Source organism: Legionella norrlandica (assembly GCF_000770585.1).
Taxonomy (GTDB): Bacteria; Pseudomonadota; Gammaproteobacteria; order Legionellales; family Legionellaceae; genus Legionella; species Legionella norrlandica.
Genome location: NZ_JNCF01000045.1, coordinates 1 through 23,642, shown reverse-complemented (window position 1 = coordinate 23,642; position 23,642 = coordinate 1). Strand labels below are relative to the sequence as shown.

The following is a 23,642-nucleotide window of genomic DNA, read 5'->3' as shown; positions in this document are numbered from 1 at the left end:
GGTGCACGCCCTATGGCAAGATTAATCCAGGAAAATATTAAAAAGCCGCTTGCTGATGAGCTGTTGTTTGGCAAGTTAATGCATGGTGGTCATGTGACTTTGAGAGTGAAAGACGGTAAGTTGCATTTTGATAGCCATGATCATAGAGAAGGTGTTTGTTAAAGGGAATTAGTCTTATTCATTGTCAACTCACAGTCACCTAGTTTTGGGCACTACGATGTGTTCTGGAAGTTATTACAATCTGTCCTTTCATGCTACCGCTTTGGCTCAGATTATCGTGATTTAAACTGAGCCACGACGGTAGGATATGATGTAAGGGGAGAGTTGCACATCGCATTTTCTATAAAAATTTTTTCTTGTTTTAAATACATTTACATGATAAATAATCATCTTAATTTTTCGTAGGTCTTATTTAATCCAAAGAAATTGCCTCTTAATTAAAGACGATACGCGAGGACAAAGCTGATCTGCAAAAGGAATTGAGACATCTCTCAATATTAGTCTTTGTTCCTTATATTTTAATTATTAATACAGGATGTTCTATCATGCGCGACAATCTTTCTACCCCAGTTTCTATCTCAATTTCTGCATTACCTGGTACTATAGGGTCTGTAATAAGCGGGGTTGGTGTAGGTATCAGTCAAGCGGGTCGCGCTTCTAGTAAAGCAATACAAGAGTCAAATTTAGCTCAGCGAGATTCCCTATTAAAAGCACTGGATCTTTTATTTAAAGCAGAAGATCCAGAAGAAAATGCAGCAGCTTTAGATCTCTTCCCTGAAGCATTACGTGATATGCTGCGTTTAACTAGAAATGGTGTTGCTTCAATAGTGAATAAGATCGTGCTGACGCCTGCAACTGCTGCTTCTCACCTTTCCCAATTACCTCTCGATGTCACTGCTGTCATTTCGGGATTAGCCCACTCGGTGAATGATTATCATCAGTTTTTACAAACTGAACGTGCCTCGACTTTAGATGTCAAAAAAGAACTTGAAGAGCATAAATCTGGCTTCTCTGCGAATTGTCGTGCCTTATGCGATAATTGCAATGGCATTTTGGATGAATTAAGACGACAAATTAATCCTAAATTCAAAGCGCCCGGGAGTGGGGCTGGCACTCATGCTCGTATTGCTAAATCGATGGCATCCTCTGCAGCAATTGGCTCTTTAAGTACAGCTGGACTTGTTTCGGTAATGGTTGATTTAATCGGCTCATCATTTCGTGAAGTCAGTGCTTTAGTTGAATTTTCTAAACAAGAATCTATCCATCCTCAAGAAAAGAATGTGTATCAGGCATTTCGCGAATGTTGCCAATCTTTTTCTAATGGCAAAGATTTAAATGAATCTTTTGCTGCTTTGCGTCGCCTGGAAGAGGCCATTTTCAATTTTGATCAGGCTTCAAAAATGACAGATAAACATAGTGTTAGCAGTCCTGTTGCTTCTGTTTTAGTGAGGTTGTTGACTGCGGAACCTTTTGTCAAAACATTAATTGCAACCAATGCGTCTTTTCTTGGCTTAACCGAAGCACAACATGCTTTAGAACAACAAGAAGAAAACTGCATCCAAAACACTGATGGAGCTGCTGCTAAAGCAAGTTTGATTAAAGATTTTTCTGGAGGAGATGCCGTACACCATTCACAAAACGTGAGTGTTTTCTGTGATCAATTTGATGAGATGATTAATCATATAGATCAACATCTGGGGCTGGATGATCAACACCTGATCATAGCTTCCAGCGCTACAAGTACTGTACGTGGTAGCTCCGCACTCGTTATTGCTGCCAGTTTAATCCCGGGTTTTACTGGTCTCATTTCACGTGAATTAAGTGGCAGTGTGAATTTCACAAAAAATGATAAAGGCAGTAAGGCAGAAAGTGCAGTTGTTCTCCAAACAAGAAAAGAAATGACAGGTGCTGATTTAGATGCATTAATGTCTCGAGTTTGTGCCCTACAAGAACGCATTGTGCGTTGTAATCAACTGGGTGTTTCAGCTCCGGTTGTATTAGGAGTTAGCGAACTAATTACTTCTGGTTCTCTTATTGCGTCTCTGAACGTAATTGCAGGCATGTTATCCGCCCTACGTGAATTGCGAACTGTAGCAGAAAGCCCTAGCATTCCTTTAAAGCTGAAAGAAGAAGAACAACGAAAAGCGGCAGAATATGTCGATTCAGTGATTAAATCAAATAAAGGTAGTGCGAACGCTTTGGGGACAGGAGCAGTTTCTGACAACTTATCACTGCTTCAACATTTGGCAAGCGCGATGGAAAAAGTGGTATTGATTCATCGTTCTCATCAAAACTTTCTAGAAATTAATGGTGAAAGAAAGGATATCAATTCAGTGGGTAAAGCTTCAGTAGCATTTTCTCAAGGTAATAGTACTGGATTTTTGATTGGTGCATTCGGTGTGCTGGCTTTGATTGCATTAGAAAGTGGCATTGGCCTGGAGGCATTATTTGGTGCTTTACGTTTTAGTACGGAAGCAAAAAGGCTTAGTGGTGGAGTAGATAGAATTGAATCAGATAATGGCTTCAAAACAAACCTCAGCCTAGTCAGTAATGCAACAAGACTTACTGAAGATTCCCTGAAAAGTGCCTCTATTCTTCAATCTACATCCAAGACTACTTATCTGGGGGTTGAAAGTATTGCTTTACGTTCTTTTGTAGTAGCTCTTTGTCAATCAGGTGCGTTGAAGGAAATGCTGCGCCGTTTGATCCAGGAAGAGCAGGAAAGGCTAGAGCTGGCTCCAGGATTTTCAAATAGCGCTCTTTTGTCTGACGCTTTAATGCCGCGTTTGTATGACAATATATTAAGGGTTCTTGATGAAGCAGAGGCTAACCATAACCCTATCCCTAATCTTAATAGAGACATGGCTTCTTCACTGAGTACAGTTAGTAATTCGAGCATTGCTGCGGTATTGAGTGCTCATAGCGTCTTCATTTCACCTATTCTGAAAGCGATTGCAGCTGCTAAAAAAGCCAGCATTATTGGCAATGAACAAAAAAATGAGGCAGTATCCGCAAATAGTGAGATCAGTGGAATCATTAGTACCGCATTAAATGTTATTCAGGCTTTTACTAAGAATTTCAAACATGAAATCAAAAGAATGGATAATCCTATTGAAAACAGCTCTATAGTTCACCAATCGGAAGAAGCAAACGTGACCTTAATGGTTAGTTGTTGTGCCATGTCATTATTATGTGAAGAATTATTCGAGCTCTGCATGAGTCGATCTTTGACGTTGCTGGATAAGGAAAAAATAGAGAAAACAGCGCAAAAATCCAATGAGCAAACTCACAAAGAATCTGATTTATTAAGCAACGCAGTAAAAGAAGACAGTGGGGTTGGAGAAGAAAATAATATGCTCCATATGATTTCTGCTCTGCGCTTAACTATATCTCGTTTGGGGGTGGCTTTAGGTGATTTTGCAAGTGAGATGGAAGTAAACCCTGATCTATTGCGTGATAATATTGAACTTCATTCATCACAACAACGCCTTATCCAATCTATGGCCTCTTTTTGTAGTCGATTAAGCGCTATTATGTTATCTTTCTCGGGTGGATTATCCAATTTACCGGCTTCTTCAGCCGGTAGTATCGATGCCTTAAGAGAATGCATTCATAGTATTGATCATCAATTAGCCTTAGAACCAGTTCATAGTAGCGAGCATTCTACGAAAGATTGTGGATCGGGTAGCTTGTTAATTACTGGTATAAGTACTGATTGTGTTTCTAGCATTTTATGCTCGGCAACCAAACTTTTATTACAAGCTTCTGTATTAGGCTTGGATAGCACTTTATCGGTTGCCAAAATAATGGAGATTCTTTGTTTGCACCCGCGCCCCCTACAGGGATTAACTATGGAGGCTCAAGGATCGTCTCAACCTAATGGTCTAAGTAATAATCTCAATAAGCAGACCCAGAATGCGATAGTCGCGAGCAGTGTCAATTCTGCCAGTATTGTGCTTACAACTAAAACTGGACAATCAGAAAGCACCGATAATCTTATGCATGTTTTTCAAGCAGCAGTGGATCAGCGCATTGATGAAATCGCATTATTAGAAGATGAGGAAGAAGACAGTGCATTAGGATTAAAAGCTTTTTATGAGCAAATAGTGCGGATACTATATCTCAGGAATGTTGATGATGAAAATTGTAAGGATCTTATCCTAAGATTTCATCGAGGTGGAATTACATTATCAAGTTATCATAGTGCTCATGGAGGGATTCTGAATTCTGAGCGCAGCAAGAGAACCTCGAATAGATTAATTTCTGAATATGGATTTTGTAAATGCGATGATGCTGCTTCTTTATTAGAAGTGTTTATCAATAGAGCTGTAAATAATGAACGCACGTCGTTCTCTATTTTAAATAAACTTAAGGAAGGATTAGTAGGTCACCCGCTGAGTGATAAAGTCCAAGCTCACTGGCAATATATTGTTAATAGGGTAATTGATCGATTAACAATGGAGAATATGAGAATCAGTCTTTTTAATCCAGGTGACGCAAGGCGCAATCAAAAAAAATGGGAAGAGAGACGGCTTGATCTACTTAATAATTGGGAGAAACAAAAATCAGAAGAGCCAAATCCTAGTCTAGAAATAGTTTAAAGGTAGATAACATGCCTACTCCAATATCTGAGGCAAGTTTTCACCAATTAAAGCAGTCGCTGCCGGCTGCTTTTCGTGAATCGCTTAAAAATGATGAAGTAGTTTTAATCAAAGCTTATCCTTTGCTCAATATGATTTGTAAAAATAGAGATTTGATTAGTGAACTGCAGAAAAATCTTAATATTCCTTCTCCACCATCAAATCAGGAACTGACTAGTCAGTTATCAACAATTTGCAATGAACTGGAATATGAGTTTGATTTCGAAGGGCGGTTTCCTTATCGCTTGCCTACAGTCTTGAGTGAGTTTCCTATCCATAGCCGGCCTATTAATAAATCGATTCACGCTTTTAATACGATAGTGGAAACTTATCATCACGCCAACAAAGAGAAGTCGCCGGGAGGAAAAGCTTCTCTCATACTTTCAGACTACTCGCTTGAAGATTGTTACAAAGGGGTTTTGCGCACAATTAGAGAGCATGGACCCTACTGTGATCATGAATCTTTATGGCAACTCTTGGAAATGATAGTGGGGTGGTCGACCCTGTCTTTCACGAAAGTCTTTAAAAGTGACGCTCATTCTAAAGTCGAGGCACCACTTTCAATAACGCAATACATAATTGATGATTCTCCAGTGAGCATTACTGAGTCGGAACAATCTGTTCTCAGTTCTATTCAACCTCCATTTATTCCTGAATACACTTATAACTACAATAGTGCAGGGCGATTGGATAGCGAAACTGATATTTTATTACTAAATGCGTTTGGTATGAAAATTGGCGGGCACTTTGATGCTCAAGTGAAATACCCTCCGCGGTTTATTCCCCTTGAACAGCTCCATGCATTGATTCGTCGGCAATTATCCCATCGAATGGAAGTACCAGTGACAGGACATTTCCAATTGTGGTTGGAAGCGACCTTGTATCAATTAGGAGTTGAATTTATACAAAGAAATGAGGGATATCAGTCTAAAGATTTATTAGTAAATCCTTTCTTGTCAGAGCCTATCAGCTTTTTAAGTCCTGAGAAGATACATAGTGTACTTAAAGAAATTTTAGTTGAATTTGACTTCGAAGAATTAGCACCAGATAAAGCGACGTTAGATATTTTATCCCAATATTTATTTGAGTTGTTACAAGGATTTCAAACCAATGCAGGACAAGCATTGGGTATTGGTGCGAACTGGGATGGTACGGTAAATCTTTCCAATGAAGCGGGAGCCTATGCCTTTAAATTTCGAGAAGGAGAAGCCCTGTGGGGGAAACGCTTCAAACAATTAAGCCTCCATAGGCAAGGGCCTTCAGAAGCCCGAATGAATGCTGCTATTGGTATAAAATTTGAAATTCAGTCTCTTTTGGCTAATTTTGATTATATGAGCCAATTGCAACCTTCGGAATATGGAGAAGTGATTTATAATGCCTTAGTAGATAATTTAGTCAGTGAACTTTTACCTGAGCCTTCCTATTTTGAAAATACGGCTTATAAAAAATTTCGCAAACAATATGTAGCATACCCTACTGATGAAGGGCTAATCCAGATCCAGAGTTTTTACTTACCAAGTTCTCATGGGACGTATTTTAAAGACCGTGAAGGCAATGAAAAACAAACACCTATGTATCGCCGAGCAGGTACGTTGGATGTATTAGCTTTTCCAAAAAATACTACTTATAGTGAACAGTCACGGGTTTGTTATGAAGGAAATCCTTTAGGACCGCTCCAACTACAATATGCACAGGCCATGCATAGAAGCACACGTGGCCATATCGTTTATGACCCTATTGCCCCAGATCAATTCATGGAAGATCCGTTTTATGGACAAGTTATCCGTGCAGATAATGGAGATTATTTACCATTTATCGGAGTGATACCTAAAAATTTTGATAGATACTTCAACCAAGATAATGAACTGTGCGCTTCTTTTGTGGTTCGTATGTTGCAGTCATCGCGAATTATAGAATATTGCCCTACTTTTGCAGCAGCCTATAGACAAATAAAAACGCGATTTTTACCTAATATAGAAGCTCTTCCACCAACTTTACCGCAGTTTTGTACGAATTATTTGCGTGAAAAGCATGCCAAGTTAGTTGCTGGGCTTGCAAGCCAGAAACGTACCTTTGAAGATTGTGAGCATAAATTTTATAGTTTATTTAAAAATCTAGTTTATAATCTTTATGAATTTGGTCGACAAGATGAGCACTTTAAGCATAGCTTTCTTGCTTTTATCAATTCCAGTGAAGCTTTTTATCCAGTTAGTAAAGCAAAATGTGAAAAGCTAATTCGTGATTTAAGCGTAAGCCGTCCGGTCTTTGTCACCGAGGATTCTCAGGCGCACTATGATGAAATTTTGATCTATCTAAAAGATTTGACGGCATATTTTTATCCTAAGCCTTCCGATTCTCTTGCCCAGGAAATTGCAAGACAAGCAAAACTTCATGTGGGCTCTTTGTTAAAATCACCTAGTGTGAAAGCTTACTTTGAAAAACAAAAACAAAATAAGCAAACGAATTTATCGCGCAAACAAACCCCTGGTATGCTTTATGCTGCTCTTAAGCATGACGGACCTTCAAAAACAGTGATCGATGATTATCGCAGAATGCATCGATATAATTTTCTTTCCTATTACCGAGATCCTGATGGTACACCTTTGGGGGGGCCTCAAACTTATGATTTTATACTAGACTGGGGGGCTAAGAGTTTAGGCGCTGCTCTGCAATTAATGCATAAATATCAACCCTTGGCATTAATTCACTACCCATTGACAGAACCTTACTTGCGAACAAAACAGCGAATTGCAGCTCATCAAAATGATAACTTAAAATTCTTGCAGGCCATCAGAGGGGGGGTAGAGGGGCTCATTTGGCATGGCATTATTAAAGGACTATGGTATACAACCGCCACACCTTTTTTGATGTTAGGAGATTTTGTTAGCTGGCAATTTCAGTTTCTTAAAGATAAAAAAAATACTCAACTTGATAATCCTTTAGTACTTCCAGCTGCACCAGCTAATGTGCCCAGTGTAAAAAGTTTGGCTGCCGCAGATTCTCGCGATTTTCTCTTGCAATTGCTCGACCACTCCAATGTTTCTAATATAAAAGAATCAATAATTACTTATGCAGTAAAGGTGGCTAAGAACTTATATCCACATTTTACTGAAGAACAAAATACCTTATGTTATCAAAAATTAAAAACTAGTTTCCCCTTTGGTGAAGAAGAATGCAAATCTTTATTCCAACCTCTATTATTGTCAAAAGAATACGTTAAATTATCCGCGCTTTTTCAGAAATTTAATGCACATATTAATAAGAATCTGATTGAAGCCGTTTTTCGTTGTTTGACAGAACCTTTATTCTCTCAATTTGCAAAGGAAATTATCAAAGACACCCAATCGTTTTTTGCACTTAACTCTAAGCAAAATAAAATTTTAGAATGTATTCTTGAACTTTATAAAAAAACACCTCAAAACAAAAAGGCAAAATTTCTTCAACTATTCCGATTTGGTGGAGAACTTCAGCACTCCTTGCGGGTTAGGGATCAACTGATACAAAAAGCTCAAGGATTTATCCTCAAAGTTTTTGACGAGCAGTGGATATTAGAATATTTATTCGAATCCAGCATAGACCGCTTGAGCTCAAATTTAAGCGCTCTCACCCTAACGAATACTATCTCCCAGCTGCCCAATACTATGAAAGGGCCGCTTCAAAAATTATTAAGTTCGGGTAACCCACAAAGTCTTAATGAATACTGTCTAACTGAAAAACAGGTAATCGTTTTATTAAAAATCAATGAAATTTACCAACAAATTTCTGCTCAAGAGAAGACCTATATTTTTAATCAATGTGAAACGAAAAAGCAGAGCAACGAAAAAACGCTTAGTCTGAAAGACAAAGCACACCATAAATGGACAAAATTTGCTATACGTGAATTGAGGCACCAGTTATTAAGCCAGGAAGATGCCAATCAGCTCTGTGAAATCCTCACGAATAAGCTCACTGCATTAGGGCCTGCAATCGAAAGAGTACGTTCAGCATATTATGATTTAAATATGGGAAAAGAGAATGCTTTACAGTCATTTTATAAAGCCTGCAATGATTTGAACAATAGCTTGGACTTATTGTTACGCTTAAAAAGTAATGCTAAATCTTGTTATTCCGAAGTCCAGTCTTTATTAAATAATTTTCTTAATATTACTCTAAATGCAGTTATCAACTCTGCTATGGATAAAGTGGACCTATTTAATATGGAACCACAAAATCCCTTACTTAATATAGATGTTATTGAATTATGGTTGGTAAAGCTTGCGAAAAATAATTGCGATTTACGTAGCATTCTAGAACAACAAGTCCATCAATCTCCATCTTTAGATCATGCCGTATGGAGGTGCAAATGTATTTTACAGGTGTTAGAGAAACAAAATCCTGAACAAAAGGTATCCAAAACTGGTATGCAATCTTTACTCCGTTTTTGGGTTCAACACAAAGAAAATGTAACAATGACGGGAGAAAAATACAGTAACCCTGAAACGGGAGAGCCGGATAAAGCAACCGTTACTGTTTTGTTGAAAGACTCTAAAACAATGCAGCATGCTATGACAAGGGTCCAAAATAAATTACCAAAATTCTCGATTTTTCGAATTCCTCAAAAAGCCGAAGAAATTGATTTGGAGCAAACTCCCACAAAAATCATACCACTTTGATTCCCAACCATTTTATAAAGCGGATTAAAATGTGTCATTTTCCGCGCCGGCGGAAATCTATCTTGCAAACAAAGTGATGTGTCAACTTAGAGAATGGATTTACGTCTGTTCGGAAATGATTCGTTTAATTCATATAATATGCAGAGTATGATTTTGCCCTGAAAAAGCAATGGACTGAAATAGCATTTTGGAGTTTCTTGGGTATATAATACGTTCTTTTAACTTATTTAAAACCATGCTATCCGTTATCATTATCACTAAAAATGAAGAAGCTAATATCAGGAGATGTTTAGAGTCTGTTCTTTTTGCGGATGAGATAATCATAGTGGATTCAGGTAGTACAGACAATACTTTGACCATTGCTAAGGAATATACGGATAAGGTTTTTTCAATGGATTGGCAAGGTTATGGGATACAAAAATATAGAGCTCTGCAAAAGACTCAAGGAGATTGGATCTTAAATCTCGATGCTGATGAATCAGTAAGTCAGGAATTGCAAGCAGAAATATTGCAAGCGATTTCATCAGATAGTGCCGATGCATTTCGTGTTCCTATTCAAATGATTTTTTATAATCAAGTTTTAAAATATTCAGGGAGCCCTAAAAGACATATACGGTTATTTAAAAGAGAAAATGCTTCGTATAGTAAAGATATTGTTCATGAAAAAGTAATTATCCCTTCCAGGGCTCGCGTTGGAAGGCTAAAGAAACCTATCAGGCATCATTCATTTAAAGACGTGCACCACATGCTTTATAAGCTGAACAAGTATTCTTCTTATAGTGCCAAAATTCGTATAGAGTCGAACAAAAGGATTGGATTAATAAAAGTTCTTCTCAGTACCTTTTGGATGTTCAACAGATGCTTTTTCTTACAACGAGGTTTTTTAGATGGTAGAGCTGGGTTTTTATTCGCTGTCTTTGGAGCGCAAGGAACTTTTTATCGCGGTATTAAGCAAATTTATAAAGACAGCGATATTAAAAGATTACCAAGTATAGATAATACAAAAGAGGAACAATTGTGCGATTAACCATGATGGATGGCAAGGGTATTTTGTTAGCTCCTTTTTTCTTTGTTTTATTTATGTTTTTTATTCCAATCAGCCCTACAATAAAGTCGATTTGCTTTATTTGTAGTTTGATTGCAGTATTGATTACACCTGAATACAGGAAGTATTTTTTTTATGCCTACAATACTTTATGGGGATGGGCGGCATTATGCTTTTTTTCCTTTATTTTGATTGCTAGCCTATGGAGTCCTGCACCTTACTCAATGCAATGGATGGTGGTTGGTAAGTATTGTAAATTAATCTATCTTCCTATCTTAGCTACAGGTTTTATTAATCCCAAAGTAAGATATTGGAGCATCAATAGTTATTTGGCTGCTATTTTTATTACTTGTGTTATTTCTATTCTAAAGGCCAATAATATTATTGCATCTGAAGATCCTGGCGAAGTATTTTATAACCATATTATTACAGGTTTTATGGTCGCTTTGGCAGCCTATTTGTCAGGGTTGCTTGCTTTTCAAAATTCTGGTTGGCTACGAGTCACTTATATTCTTCTATTATTGTTGACCACTTATCAAGTTCTTTTTATTAATACAGGAAGAACTGGTTACTTAGTCTATTTTATTTTAATGTTATTGCTCATATTGCAAAAATTAAGTTTTAAACAGGCCTCTATCGGTATTATTTTTTTTAGTGGTGCTATGGTTTTGGCATATCATAATAGTCCGGTAATGCAAACCAGAGTTTATGATTTAATTAAGGATATTAAATTATTGCATCACGACAAAAATACATCACTAGGTTATAGAATTCAATTTCATCATTATGCAAAACAATTGATGATGCAACATCCTTTTATTGGTATAGGTACGGTGGTTTCAAATACAGTTATTCACAAGATAATCCCGTTCCAAGTTGGGGCAAGGAGTTGACGGATCCACACAGTCAGTATTGGATGACTCTGGCTGAGCAAGGTATAATTGGTTTAGTGCTCTTATCTATTTTTTTATTAAGCCTGTTTGTTACTTCATTTCAACTCACGGAATCAAAACCTATTCTTTTAGGGGTGCTATTTTCATTTTGTATAGGTTCGATTTCAGATACCATTTTATGTTATTCCACTGCCGGTTATTTGTTAGTAGTAATGAGTGCTTTATGTTTTGGCGAGATAATTGAGAAAAGCCATCTTAATAAGACAAGAGAAAAGAAATCTGCTACTTTGGCAGTCAATGATTCAGCAGTTGTCGCTTAAAATTGGTTAAGATGCTTTATAGTATCTATAACTCGTTGACGCTGTATTATCAGCACATCCTGTAAGCTTATTTTCAAAAAATAAAATACCCTTCTTTGTCCAGGTACTACGGTTTATTGTCCGCGGTACCTATTTCTGAATCAGCAAGATTAAGGTAAATGCGGGAGGCTTAATAAATAGCTACTTGATCTATTGGTTTTTGCAAGGTGCATTCCTCTGAGATGTAACCATCATTACAAACAACAAGACCCAATGGGTTATATACAGGTAATACTCCTCCATGCCATAAGCAACAACCCTTGAGCAGTTGCAGATCCATGACAGCATGCCGAGTACAATAACAAGTTGAATAAAAACCATTATTACAAACAAGACGACCAGCGGAGGAGTCACAATAATTTATTCCTCCCATTCGACTACAGCAACCATCAGCCAATGCTAAAGACGCGTACAAAGCTAAAGTGCTTGCAAGGAAAAAGTGTTTAAAATTCAATCTATCCATCTTGTTTTCTCTGATTGGTTTTTATTTTAAGAATAGCATAGAGTTTGAGGAATTATTAGAGGGTAGCAGGCTTCAAGTTCAGGACATTAATAGCAGTTGAGGGTATACTTGCAGTAGATAACTGGTCAGTAGTCCTGATAATAATCCAAATAAATGACCTTGCCAGGATACACCTTTTTTACCAGGAAAAATTCCCAAAAAAATACCTGCAAAATAATAAAGACTAAGAAGGCCAAGGATAATAGTAGTTAGAGTCCCGGTTTGGTAAATATTGTATATTAAAAATCCCCAATAGCCTGTGATCAAAGCGCTAGCCCCTATGTGCAGACCTGGTTTAGCCAACAACCAAATTAAAAACCCGCTAAGCAGAGTGATCATGATGGTGACTACTAAGAAGTAATGAAGTCCATTAATTAAAATAAAATTACTTAAAACCAATAGCGGGATGGAGTTAAAAAAAAGATGGTTAAAATTGGCATGAAGTAATGGAGCAAAAATAATACCGGGAAGGCCGAAAAGATGTCTGGGGATAATCCCTAGAAGCAGAATTTTATTAGTAATGAAATAGCTAATAAAGAATATTGACCAGGGAACCAAGAGAATTATTCCCAGAATTTTCAGGTTATTTTGTGTCTGAGCGACAATGATATTAAAGCTATTCATTAATTCGTTAATCATTATTTTATAGTAGGCTCTTGAGTTGATTTATTTGAATTTTTATCGGATGCCACAGGAATCATGGAAATTTTGCGAAGCGGCACAAAAAGTAAAGGCTCAACAACTGTTTGGTTCACTATCATTGTCCAGTGGAGATGTGGTCCTGTTACTCTACCAGTCATCCCAACCAATCCAAGTTCTTGTCCTGCTTTATAGGCTCCCCGGCTTTAACTAATATTTTGCTGAGGTGAGCATAAAGTGAGAATACCCCCATTCCATGATCAATAATCACAGTATTCCCTGTGAAAAAATAATCTCCTGTCTCTACCACTTTTCCTTTATTCACAGCATAGATCGGTTTCCTTGTTCGGCTGCGATATCCAGACCGGAATGTGGATCTCTGGGTTGTTTATTATAAACCCGCTTTAAACCAAACAAACTAGTAATGGGGCCACGAAGAGGCGCCGTGTATTGCTGTTCAAATGGGTTACTATCTGAGTAATTGGCAAAGATTTGAGTTAATTTTTGGGATTCTTTTTCAATCCGCGCCAGATCTTGAGGTTGGGGATCTACTTTACTGATATCTTTAATATTTAAAAACTGGGTAGTGTAGAATTTTTCGCTAATATGAAAAGGAATAGAAGTTTTAATTGGTTTTGTTATATTAATATATTGAATACAATCAGTATCTTTCAGAGGGATTGCGACAATTAGCAACCATTGCTTGGGTTTAGTACTAGCCAGGACTGGAATGCGTTTTCCTTCAAAATAAGCTTCTGGTTTTTGACTAATATCTATAGGAATTATAGTAAGTCCACCATTGACAGAATGGTTTTCTGGTAAAACTAAGGCAAATGAAAATTTTGCAGTACATATTGATAGAAAAACTAAAAAATTTAATAGTTTTTTCATAATATCAATTAATCCTTATTTTGAACCCCATAATCAGGGTTTATTTGAGTGATCTCACAAGCAAGCCTGCCATTTAATAGACGGACATCTATGATATCCCCAATACGCACTTGTTCAGTAGTAGAGAGAACTGTTTCATCTTTACTTGCAATGGCATAACCTCTCTCTAGTGTAGCCAAGGGGCTAACGGCATGCAAAGTTGATAAATTAGTAGACAATCGGTTTTTTAATTGGCTTATTTCTATTCGGATTTCTTGAGCTAACTGAATTATCAATTGCTTCAGTCTAATTTTCGTTTGTTTTATACGAGTTTTAGGATTATTCGCATGCAATTGGGTAGTAAAAAGATATACTTGATTAGTTTTTTTACTAAGAAATTGGGTGACTGCCGATATTAATTGCTTTTCTAAGTGCTCTGTAGTTTGCCAGTACTTAGATATGGTATGTTTGGGTGAAGCTATTTTATCCATTAAATGGCTAAGTCTTAATTGCAATCCTTTGATTAGTCTGATAATAGCATCATGCAAGCGACAAATCGCGTTATCAAGGATATTAAATAGCTCAATACAGTTAGGTGTTACAGCAGTGGCTGCAGCAGTGGGTGTTTCAGCGCGATAATCAGCTACAAAATCTGCAATTGTAAAGTCGGTTTCATGACCAATACCTGAAACAATTGGGATAGTGCTTGACGCAATGCATCGGGCCAGTTGCTCATCATTAAATGCCCATAAATCCTCAATACTGCCTCCACCTCGAGCCAATATAAGTACCTCACATTGTTTGTTTGAATTAGCTAATTTTAAAGCCCGGATTAATTGTTGAGGAGCTGTTTGACCTTGCACATCGCTCGGATAAATGATAACTCTTGCTAATGGAAAACGGCGAGCTAAAGTCGATAGGATATCACGGATAGCTGCCCCGGTGGTTGAGGTAATAACCCCAATCGTTTCTGGTATTTTAGGTAGTGGTCTTTTTCTTTCTGAATCAAATAAGCTTTCCGCAGAAAGTTTGTTTTTTAATGCTTCAAATTGTTGATAAAGAGCTCCTAGGCCAGCTTCTACCAATTCTTCTACAATCAGTTGATATTCTCCGCGAGCTTCATAAAGACTTAATATGCCTCTTGCAACAATATGTTGGCCATCCCTGAAATTTTTGAGTATGGAACTCGAATGGCGATTTTTAAAAAATGCACAACGAACTTGAGCGGCATTGTCCTTAAGAGTAAAATAATAGTGACCAGAAGACGGTTTACTTAAATTGGAAACTTCACCTTCTACATTCACAAAGCCTATTTCATCTTCAAGAAAATTCCTGACTTGCCTATTAAGTTGGCTTACTGTTAGTATTGGTAATTGGCTGTTCATTATGATAAAAATTACCTCGAATCAATAATTTATTGATCTCAAAAAATAAAAAGAAATAAAATTATATTGTAGCAATGCACTCTTTCATTTAAGATTATAGTTTACTATATATGGTATTTATAGAATAACAATAATAATGAGGATGGGGAATGAGAAAGGCGCTTCTGATAGCCGCATTGATAACTTCTTCCTATGCTTGTGCGGATACCCTCTATGAGGCAGTACAACACGGTATGATCGCAAATCCAGATGTATTACTGAATACGGCGAAAGGATTGTCAGCAAAACAAGCTATTGATAAAGCAAAAGGAGCTATGTATCCCAGTATTGATGTGACTGGAGGGTTTGGTCGACAAAAAAGCGTGAACCCTACTACAACAGCGATAGATGACACCCCCAGCACTACTTTAAATATAGTAGAATCGGCTGTGGAATTAAGACAGAAATTATTTGCAGGGGGTGGAATAATTAATGAGGTAAAGCGCAACCAATACCTTACTCAAGCTCAAAGGTGGAAGACCCAGGGAATTGCTGAGGATTTGGCATTAGAAATAACCAAACATTATTTAGCTGTGTTATTGCATGAACGTTTATATGCCTATTCTATCGATAATCTTAAAGCACACAGAGCTGTTTTTAAAATGATAAGAGAGAGGGCGACTGCGGGAATTACTAGGACTGCTGAAGTCGATCAGGCTAATGCAAGGCTTGCCCTGGCTGAATCAAATCAAATTAGTGCTCTAGCTAATTTGCAAGAGGTAAAAATTAATTACGCAAAGGCAGTGGGTAAATGGCCAGAGAGTCTAACTTGGCCTCGTGTTCCTTCCAGAAAGGATTTGCCAGGTAGTTTGGGTAAAGTGATAGAAAAAGGATTGGATAATCATCCTACAGTCAAATCAAGTTATGCTGATATTAAACAAGCAAAAGCCCAGTATGAAGTGGCTAGAGCAGCTTATTATCCTGAAGTGAATTTAGTCTTAAATAGCTCAAAAAACAAAAATTTGGGTGGTCTTGTAGGGCCTAATAACTCTGATACGGCTGCTATACGAATGAATTATAATGCATTTCGTGGTGGTGCTGATGCGGCCCATATCAGAGAAACAGCATACCAGGTACAAGAAGCATATGAAACTAAAAACCGTACTTTACTCGAGTTAAAAGAGGCTATTCGACTGTCTTGGAACGCCTATATTTCTTCTGGTTTACGGATAAAGCCATTGAGACAGCATGTTATTTCTTCAAGGAAGACACGTGCTGCTTATCAAGACGAGTTTAAAGTAGGCAAACGAACTCTTCTGGATTTGCTAGACTCGCAAAATGAGTATTATCAGTCGCAAATTGAATTAGCCCGTGGAGAAAATGATGAGGTGCTTTCTCGTTATAGAATTTTGAATGGGATGGGTTGTTTACTGAAATATTTGGATTTGAGACTGCCTATCAATGTTGTGAATAATGACGTGTTTACCTCAGCTCAGACCAATATTTTACTAAATAGAAAAATGGATGAGATACCTTATCCCAATAATACTGATAATCCTATGGTTCTTACTCATCCCGTTAAGAACATGGATACTACTCCCCTAACGAAATCTATGGTAGATAAAAATACAACTTATCCACAACAAATAACGCCCAAGGTATGGTATGTATCAGTGGGCTCTTTTAAGGATAGAAACAAAGCCTTGGCTTTAGCCAGCAGGTTGAATGGATTAGGCTTTAGCGCTTTTGTGACTCCGTATAGAGAACTTCTGTCCGTTTTTGTTGGTCCTTATGAATACAGGGGACACGCTGGCAATGGCATGGAAAGACTAAAGGAATTAGCTCATGTTGAAGGGGTATTGGTTGCCTTCAAAGAACCGCCAAAAAAAGCTTAGTATCGGGTCAGGCCTATTCATTTGGATATGCCTGACTTTTTTTTATGCAACAGACCTTTTTTCACAGGTTTCGCTCATTAGTGTAGAGAAAATTCAAAAAATAGCACAATCTTATCAGGGGGATGTTCGAAAAAGATTTTACGCTTGGGGGAATTTAATTAAATCCCTTAAAAATAAACCAGTGAATGTACAATTGGAAAAAGTGAACTCCTTCTTTAATCAATTTAATTACGAAACTGATCCAATTACAGGCGCCAGTGATGATTATTGGAAATCCCCAGCAGAATTTATTGTTGATGGGGGAGGGGATTGCGAAGACTTTGCCATAATCAAGTATTTTACTTTGGTTGCTGTTGGTGTTCCATCCGAGCAATTGCGAATTACTTATGCTACATCTCTTACTCTTAATCAGGCGCATATGGTTCTTGCTTTCTACTCTACCCCTGCGACAGAACCTCTTATTCTTGATAGCTTAGAGAGTAAAATTCTCCGAGCTTCAAGGAGATCTGATTTGAAACCAGTCTATAGCTTTAATACAGAGAGTTTATGGCTTGCTAAAAAAAGAGGAGAAAACTCGTTAATGGGGGACTCTAAAAGTTTGGGTAAGTGGAAGGATTTAATAGAACGTATGCAATAAGGTGAAATAGCATGACTCTGACAAAGAAAATGGCTTTAGGTGTGTTGATCATGTTGTTATTGGTTTTTATCGGAACTTATTTGATAACTATGAACAATGCCCGCAACTTTTTTATTCAACAACTTGAAAGTAACGCGCAGGATACAGCAACTTCTTTGGGGCTTTCATTATCTCAATCTTTGGTAAGTCACGATGTTCCTACGATGAACTCCATGGTAAAAGCGGTTTTTGACAGAGGGTATTTTTCCTCAATTAAGATAAAAGATATCAGAGGGAAAATAATTATTTCAAAAAAACAGTTACCGCATGAAAGTCATATCCCTAAGTGGTTTGTGAATTTAATTAAATGGCCATCCGCAGAGAAGTCGTCTTTAATTATGGACGGATGGATGCAGGCAGGAGTTGTTTTGGTCACTAGCGATCCAAGCTATGTTTATGCTTCCTTATGGAGCAATGCGGTAGAAATGGTGAATGCTTATTTCATTTTTGCATTATTGGCATTGATTCTGGTTTATTGTTTTATCAGGTATCTGCTACAACCTTTAAAGCGGGTGACTGCTCAAGCTTTAGCGATCGCAGAACGCGAATTCCCTATAGAGACCCAAATTCCTAAGACTCCAGAGTTAAGACAAGTTACGCTAGCTATGAATCAAATGGTTACAAAAGTCAAATCATTATTCCATGAGCAGTTAAAACAAACCGAAGCTCTTAGAACTCAAGTATATCAGGATTCCTTAACCGGATTAAGTAATCGTCGCTATTTCCTGCAGCATTTGTCCTTGCTTTTAGATAATAAGGATGAATTTATTCCAGGGTATGTTGTGTTATTAGTAATAGACGGCTTGGAAGAGTTGAATCAAAAGCAGGGATATCAGCAGGGAGATCAATTAATACTAACTGTTGCAAAAATCAGTACTGATTTTTGGAAGCAATCATCCGTTAGTGTTTTAGCAAGAATTAGCGGGAGCACATTTGCTTTGATCGATCATGAAAGAGATCCTATGGTTTTTGAAAAAAAATGTAAAGAGTTTGAGCAAGTTTTAAATCAGGCGATGAGTGATATTAAAATTTGTAAAGTGCATATGGGGGCAGCAAGTTATTTTTTCCATCAGACAGCTTCTAATTTATTAACAATCATAGATCAATCCGTTAAACAAGCTCGCGAAGCAGGAGTGTTTTATTGTCAGAAGGAGCATGATACCTATAAATATTCCCAATTAATTTCTGAAGATGAAATTCGAAATTCTTTGGAGCAGAAAAAAATAAGCTTGTATGCCCAAGCAGTTACTGATGGTACAAAATATCTTCATAAGGAAGTTTTTGTTCGCATTCGTGATTATGAAGATAATGAGCTAGGCGCTGGTTATTTTATGCCTATAGCGGAGAGACTGGGATTAGCATATCTTATTGATCTTTATGTTCTCCATGAATTGGCATCTTTGGAGATTGCATCAAATATTTGTTTTGCTCTTAATATTTCAGAAGATACTTTGGCCAAAAAGGTAAATAACACTGGTTATTTGCAGCAATTAAAAGACGTTCCAAAAGCTATCTTGAAAAATCTGGCATTAGAAATAAGTGAATTTCATGTTCTATCCCATTTTTCTAATGCTAAATCATTTATTAAGCAAGCTAAAAAGCTGGGGGTAAAAATTGGAGTAGATCGAGTAGGCATTAAATTTTCTCCATTGCATTATTTAAGTGATCTAAGTATAGATTACATAAAATTGCACGGTAGTTTAGTAGCCGATATTGAGGAAAATGAGAGTAAGCAATTTTTTATACATTATTTTAATGAAATGGCTAAAACTATGGATATTGAAGTGGTTGCAACTCAGGTGGAACGCAATACTCAATGGGAATCATTACAATTAATTCACGTGCCCTGGGGGCAGGGACGCTTTTTAGCGGCAGTCGAGTTATTAAAATAATAATAGGTCAGGCAAAGAAGCCCAATCCTCCAAAAAATAGCTTTTGTTTCAGCTGTTAGGTTCTGCTTATATCGAACTGGATTATTTTGAATGGCTCTCAGAGGATCATGACGAGCATTTAATTTCCTGGTTTGTTGCTCTGGTTGCTGGGGTATATCTGTAAAATAGTGTAATAATAAGGTATTATAAAATTTCAAATAATTACAATAATAATATTAACATGAACTATTTTCGCAATCTGCAAATACGTTTTTCTAAATCATTTTTATTGTTGTTAATTGTCGGCAGCTTAACAGCTTGTGTGGATTTAACTGGCTCCCGAAATACTTATAATAAGAAAGAGGAGCAACTGGCTTCTACTACTCACAAAGGCAAACTCAAATCAAATCAAGCGAAATCTCCCAATACGTTATCAAAGAACGGGGAAGTTCATACTATGCTTGGTGGATTGGGAATTTTCAGCAAGGGAATGTATCAACTGCGCGATAAAGTGTCTGAAAAGTATCATGTTCCTGCCCATACCACGATGTGGTACAATGCTGGGGCGGTCAGCAGGTTTATCATTGACCGTTACTATAAAGAAAAAGATCATAGGCCAATCATTCTAATAGGGCATTCTTTAGGGGCCAATGAACAAATCAAGGTGGCTAGAAATTTGAATGCGGCAGGTGTTCCAGTTGCTTTATTAGTTACAGTAGATGCAGTATCACAAACTATTGTGCCTCCAAATGTTAAAGAAGCATTGAATGTATACAAACCGGGTTATGTACCTATGTTTAGTGGGTTAAAACTTAGAGCAGTCAATCCTCGAGTAACTAAGATTGACAATGTTAATGTTAGTTCATTAGGGGGAGTAAAAGTAAACCATTTTACAATTGATAAAGACAAAATTTTACAAGCTATGATAATGGATAAAGTTGAAAAGGTGTTAGTTGATGGAAATAAAAAGGGAGCTTAAGGACCGTTTGTCGGCTCGTGTCTGTGTTATTGGCGCTGGTCCTAGTGGTATTGCAGCAATTAAAAATTTACAAGAGCAAGGCTTAACTGCAATTACAGTATTTGAGAAAAATAATCAAATTGGTGGTAATTGGGTTTACGATGAGCAGAATGAGCATTCTAGTGTTTATGAAACCACTCACATCATCAGCTCGAAGCGTTGGTCTGAGTTTGAAGATTTTCCTATGCCTGCCGATTATCCAGATTATCCCTCGCACGCTCAACTTTTAAAGTATTTTCAAAACTATGTGGAGCACTTTCAATTAAGTAAATACATTCGTTTTAATACTACAGTACAGAAAGTACATCCTATGAGTAATAATACCTGGCATGTTATTTATGAAGATGCTCAGGGGACTCATGAAGAATACTACGATTATTTATTGGTTGCGAATGGTCATCATTGGGATCCCTTTCAGCCTGTTTATCCGGGCGAATTTAGTGGTGAGATCCTGCATTCTCACTACTATAAAAAAGCTTCACCTTTTAAAGACAAACGCGTGCTTGTTGTGGGTGGAGGCAATTCAGCATGTGATGTAGCAGTAGAAATATCCCGGGTTGCCCCTGGAACTTGCATTAGCATGCGCAGAGGATGTCATATTTTTCCAAAATTTATTTTCGGTAAACCAACCGATGTGGCAGTGGCTAAGATACAATGGATGCCCTCGTGGTTAAGACAAAAGATTATTGGTTTAGTTATCAGGGGACTACAAGGCCGATACGCCAAATACAAATTAATGAAGCCTGATTGCGGCCCACTGGAAATTCATCCTACTATTAATTCAGAGCTTCTTTATTTTATTCGCCACGGCAAAATACATACTCGACCAGGCATATCCCGATTTGAAGGTAAGCAAGTTTATTTTACTGATGGAACTCAGGATGAATTTGATACAGTTATTTTTGCAACAGGATATCAAATCAGTTTTCCTTTTTTTGATAAAAGTTGCATTGATTTCAGTAACTCGACCAAAGTCCCTTTATACCGAAAGATGATGCATCCTGAATTTGAAAATTTATATTTTATTGGCTTATGCCAACCACAAGGATGCATTTGGCCCTTAGCTGATTATCAATCCAAAATAGTTGCTCGTATTATTGCCGGATCCTTAAAACGACCTGAGCAATTACATAAAAAAATTGCCAAAGAAATAAATAAACCGCACCATAGATTCAAATCTAATATGCGGCATGCTTTAGAGGTTGATTATCATATTTTCAGAAGAGAACTATTGGAAATGTTGAGGTAAAAACGCATCAATTTACTCCAGTTAATGTGCGTTTAAGTAAAGAGCACATTAATTGCTCAATGCTGTTACGATGAGGATTGTCCTGTAATAATATGGCCTTAGTCCTATTTTCACAGTAACTTTTTACTTCTTTATCTGGCAAGATATAAAATCGTTTTTGCTCTACTTCTCTTACAATATGTTCTGCAACCTCGTGGGCCGGACGAGAATGAGATAATAAGTTATTTAAGTGATTATGAATCGGAGAATCAGCAAATTTAGTGCTATTAGATAATAATGAAGTATCTGTAAAAGAGGGAAATACCACAGAAATATCCACGGGCTTTTTGAGACGATTGAGATCAAAATATAATGATTCAGATAAAGCCAGGACTGCATGTTTTGACATAGAGTAAGCGGTCATCTGTGAGCCTGTACATAAGGCATAGAGACTGGCCATATTGATAATATGAGAATGGAAATTTTGTTGCAGCAAATAGGGCATGAATGAGCGAATAATATTAATCATTCCATATAAATTAACTTCCATAACTTGATGAATATCACTTGGTTTTAATTCCCAAACAGGAAGTAAAGGGCCAATAATTCCTGCATTATTAAATATCCAATCGATTTGACCTAACTGTCGATAGACGAGTTGTGCTAATTCTTCTACTTGATGTTCTTGTGTTATGTCGCAGGAAGCGCAAATAACCTGATTAGCAAAATCATTTGAAAATTGTGTCTCTGCCTTGCGAAGATGGTCTTCATTATTATCCACCATCACAACGGTTTTTCCTTTTTGAAGACAAATCCTGGATAAAGCAAGTCCTATTCCACTTGCTGCTCCAGTAACAACAACTACATTCATAGTGACGCCTTATAAAATATAAAATAGTACAATCTATCTGGACTTCAAGAATTGTATCATGATTCATTTGTTATCGATTGATTTTATCTGTTTTTATCAGATCAAATTTTGCCAATTTTTATATTTCTGAAATATTGTCTAAATTTAACTATATATTATAAGTAAAAAGATTAATAAGGTTAAATCATGCATTCTCAGCGAAAAATTGCAGTGATTGGATTAGGCTATGTGGGGTTAACCTTGGCTGTTGCACTTGGTAAAGTTACAAGAGTGGTAGCTTATGATAATAATTCATTGCGAATTTCCGAGCTTAAAAATGGCCAAGATAGAAATTTAGAGATCAAGGGTGATGCTTTGAGAGCAAGCGATCTCTCATTAACCTCTGATCCAGATGAGTTGAGAGAGCGTGATTTTTATATCATCGCTGTTCCAACTCCGTTGAATAAAAACAGGCAGGTCAATTTCTCAATGTTATTTGAAGCAACAAAATTGGTAGGGAAATATCTTAAGAAAGGGGATATTGTTGTTTATGAATCGTCTGTTTATCCAGGAGCGACTGAAGAGCAGTGTATTCCTCTGCTTGAAAAAAATTCAAAATTGGTTTGTGGGGAGAGTTTTTCAGTAGGCTATTCCCCAGAACGTATTAATCCAGCAGATGAAGAGCATGTACTTCAGAATATAGTGAAAATTATATCTGCTACTGATCAAGCTACTTTAGCTACTATCTCCGAAGTATATAGCAGTATAATTCAAGCCGGAGTTTTTCCAGTATCTTCCATTCGCGTCGCTGAGGCGGCAAAAGTTATTGAAAATACGCAAAGAGACATCAACATAGGATTTGTTAATGATATTGCGATTATGCTTCATCATCTTGGTATTGATACTGCAGAAGTGATTCAAGCGATGAAAACCAAATGGAATTATATGCCTTTCCAACCTGGTTTAGTAGGAGGGCACTGCATAGGGATTAATTCGTATTACCTAATGCACAAAGCAGAGGAAATTGGCTATCATTCTAATCTTATTTTGGCTGGAAGACAAATTAATGAATCACTTGCAAAATTTATTGCTGAACAAACCATTAAACAATTAATCCATCTTGGAAGCAGTGTAAAAAGG

General features: G+C 37.1%; 15 protein-coding genes and 2 pseudogenes. 12 read left to right on the top strand and 5 right to left on the bottom strand.

The window, feature by feature from the left end; genetic code table 11:
- From OK13_RS15885 to OK13_RS16195, 6 genes and pseudogenes are all read left to right on the top strand, one after another.
- Nucleotides 1-162: pseudogene (locus OK13_RS15885) on the top strand (hypothetical protein); the annotation flags it as partial.
- Between the two features lie 383 nt (nucleotides 163-545).
- Nucleotides 546-4,601 (top strand): hypothetical protein, encoded by a 4,056-nt coding sequence (locus OK13_RS10345; protein WP_035890686.1) that lies wholly within the window; start codon nucleotides 546-548, stop codon nucleotides 4,599-4,601.
- 11 nt (nucleotides 4,602-4,612) lie between these two features.
- Nucleotides 4,613-9,292, top strand: a complete 4,680-nt coding sequence (locus OK13_RS10340) for a hypothetical protein (RefSeq protein ID WP_035890685.1) — start codon at nucleotides 4,613-4,615, stop codon at nucleotides 9,290-9,292.
- Nucleotides 9,293-9,527: 235 nt separating this feature from the next.
- Nucleotides 9,528-10,319: a glycosyltransferase family 2 protein gene (locus OK13_RS10335; protein WP_035890684.1), complete on the top strand. Its 792-nt coding sequence runs from the start codon at nucleotides 9,528-9,530 to the stop codon at nucleotides 10,317-10,319.
- Nucleotides 10,310-11,230, top strand: coding sequence for an O-antigen ligase family protein (locus OK13_RS10330; RefSeq protein WP_241480517.1), 921 nt, complete (start codon nucleotides 10,310-10,312; stop codon nucleotides 11,228-11,230). Before OK13_RS10335 ends, OK13_RS10330 begins: the two co-directional genes overlap by 10 nt.
- Entirely contained in the window at nucleotides 11,227-11,550 is a 324-nt protein-coding gene (locus tag OK13_RS16195) for a hypothetical protein (protein WP_241480516.1), read from the top strand. The genes OK13_RS10330 and OK13_RS16195 overlap by 4 nt, the downstream gene beginning before the upstream one ends.
- A gap of 169 nt (nucleotides 11,551-11,719) precedes the next feature.
- Here the strand turns inward: OK13_RS16195 and OK13_RS10325 are convergent, their stop codons facing one another.
- The 4 genes and pseudogenes from OK13_RS10325 to xseA all read right to left on the bottom strand — a co-directional run bounded on the left by OK13_RS10325 (nucleotide 11,720) and on the right by xseA (nucleotide 14,985).
- Nucleotides 11,720-12,052: a hypothetical protein gene (locus OK13_RS10325; protein WP_035890683.1), complete on the bottom strand. Its 333-nt coding sequence runs from the start codon at nucleotides 12,050-12,052 to the stop codon at nucleotides 11,720-11,722.
- 78 nt (nucleotides 12,053-12,130) lie between these two features.
- Entirely contained in the window at nucleotides 12,131-12,730 is a 600-nt protein-coding gene (locus OK13_RS10320; RefSeq protein WP_035890682.1) for a rhomboid family intramembrane serine protease, read from the bottom strand.
- Nucleotides 12,730-13,621, bottom strand: a pseudogene (locus tag OK13_RS16060) (peptidoglycan DD-metalloendopeptidase family protein). Before OK13_RS16060 ends, OK13_RS10320 begins: the two are co-directional and overlap by 1 nt.
- Nucleotides 13,622-13,629: 8 nt before the next feature.
- On the bottom strand, nucleotides 13,630-14,985 hold the full coding sequence (xseA, locus tag OK13_RS10310) for an exodeoxyribonuclease VII large subunit (protein WP_035890681.1): 1,356 nt from the start codon (nucleotides 14,983-14,985) through the stop codon (nucleotides 13,630-13,632).
- A gap of 149 nt (nucleotides 14,986-15,134) precedes the next feature.
- Between xseA and OK13_RS10305 the strand changes: the two genes are divergently transcribed.
- The 5 genes from OK13_RS10305 (at nucleotide 15,135) to OK13_RS10285 (ending at nucleotide 21,673) form a co-directional block, all read left to right on the top strand.
- Entirely contained in the window at nucleotides 15,135-16,859 is a 1,725-nt protein-coding gene (locus tag OK13_RS10305) for a TolC family outer membrane protein (protein ID WP_035890680.1), read from the top strand.
- Nucleotides 16,810-17,496: a transglutaminase-like cysteine peptidase gene (locus tag OK13_RS10300; protein WP_035890679.1), complete on the top strand. Its 687-nt coding sequence runs from the start codon at nucleotides 16,810-16,812 to the stop codon at nucleotides 17,494-17,496. Before OK13_RS10305 ends, OK13_RS10300 begins: the two co-directional genes overlap by 50 nt.
- Before the next feature lie 11 nt (nucleotides 17,497-17,507).
- Nucleotides 17,508-19,427, top strand: a complete 1,920-nt coding sequence (locus OK13_RS10295) for a bifunctional diguanylate cyclase/phosphodiesterase (protein ID WP_035890678.1) — start codon at nucleotides 17,508-17,510, stop codon at nucleotides 19,425-19,427.
- 220 nt (nucleotides 19,428-19,647) lie between these two features.
- Nucleotides 19,648-20,385: a lipase family protein gene (locus OK13_RS10290; protein WP_035890677.1), complete on the top strand. Its 738-nt coding sequence runs from the start codon at nucleotides 19,648-19,650 to the stop codon at nucleotides 20,383-20,385.
- Nucleotides 20,363-21,673, top strand: a complete 1,311-nt coding sequence (locus OK13_RS10285; RefSeq protein WP_035890676.1) for a flavin-containing monooxygenase — start codon at nucleotides 20,363-20,365, stop codon at nucleotides 21,671-21,673. The genes OK13_RS10290 and OK13_RS10285 overlap by 23 nt, the downstream gene beginning before the upstream one ends.
- Nucleotides 21,674-21,680: 7 nt before the next feature.
- On the opposite strand, the gene OK13_RS10280 is transcribed toward OK13_RS10285, so the two are convergent.
- On the bottom strand, nucleotides 21,681-22,523 hold the full coding sequence (locus OK13_RS10280; protein WP_035890675.1) for an SDR family NAD(P)-dependent oxidoreductase: 843 nt from the start codon (nucleotides 22,521-22,523) through the stop codon (nucleotides 21,681-21,683).
- Between the two features lie 186 nt (nucleotides 22,524-22,709).
- Here OK13_RS10280 and OK13_RS10275 point away from each other — a divergent pair.
- Nucleotides 22,710-23,642: nucleotide sugar dehydrogenase (locus tag OK13_RS10275; RefSeq protein WP_035890674.1), on the top strand; the 933-nt coding region annotated here is incomplete at its 3' end.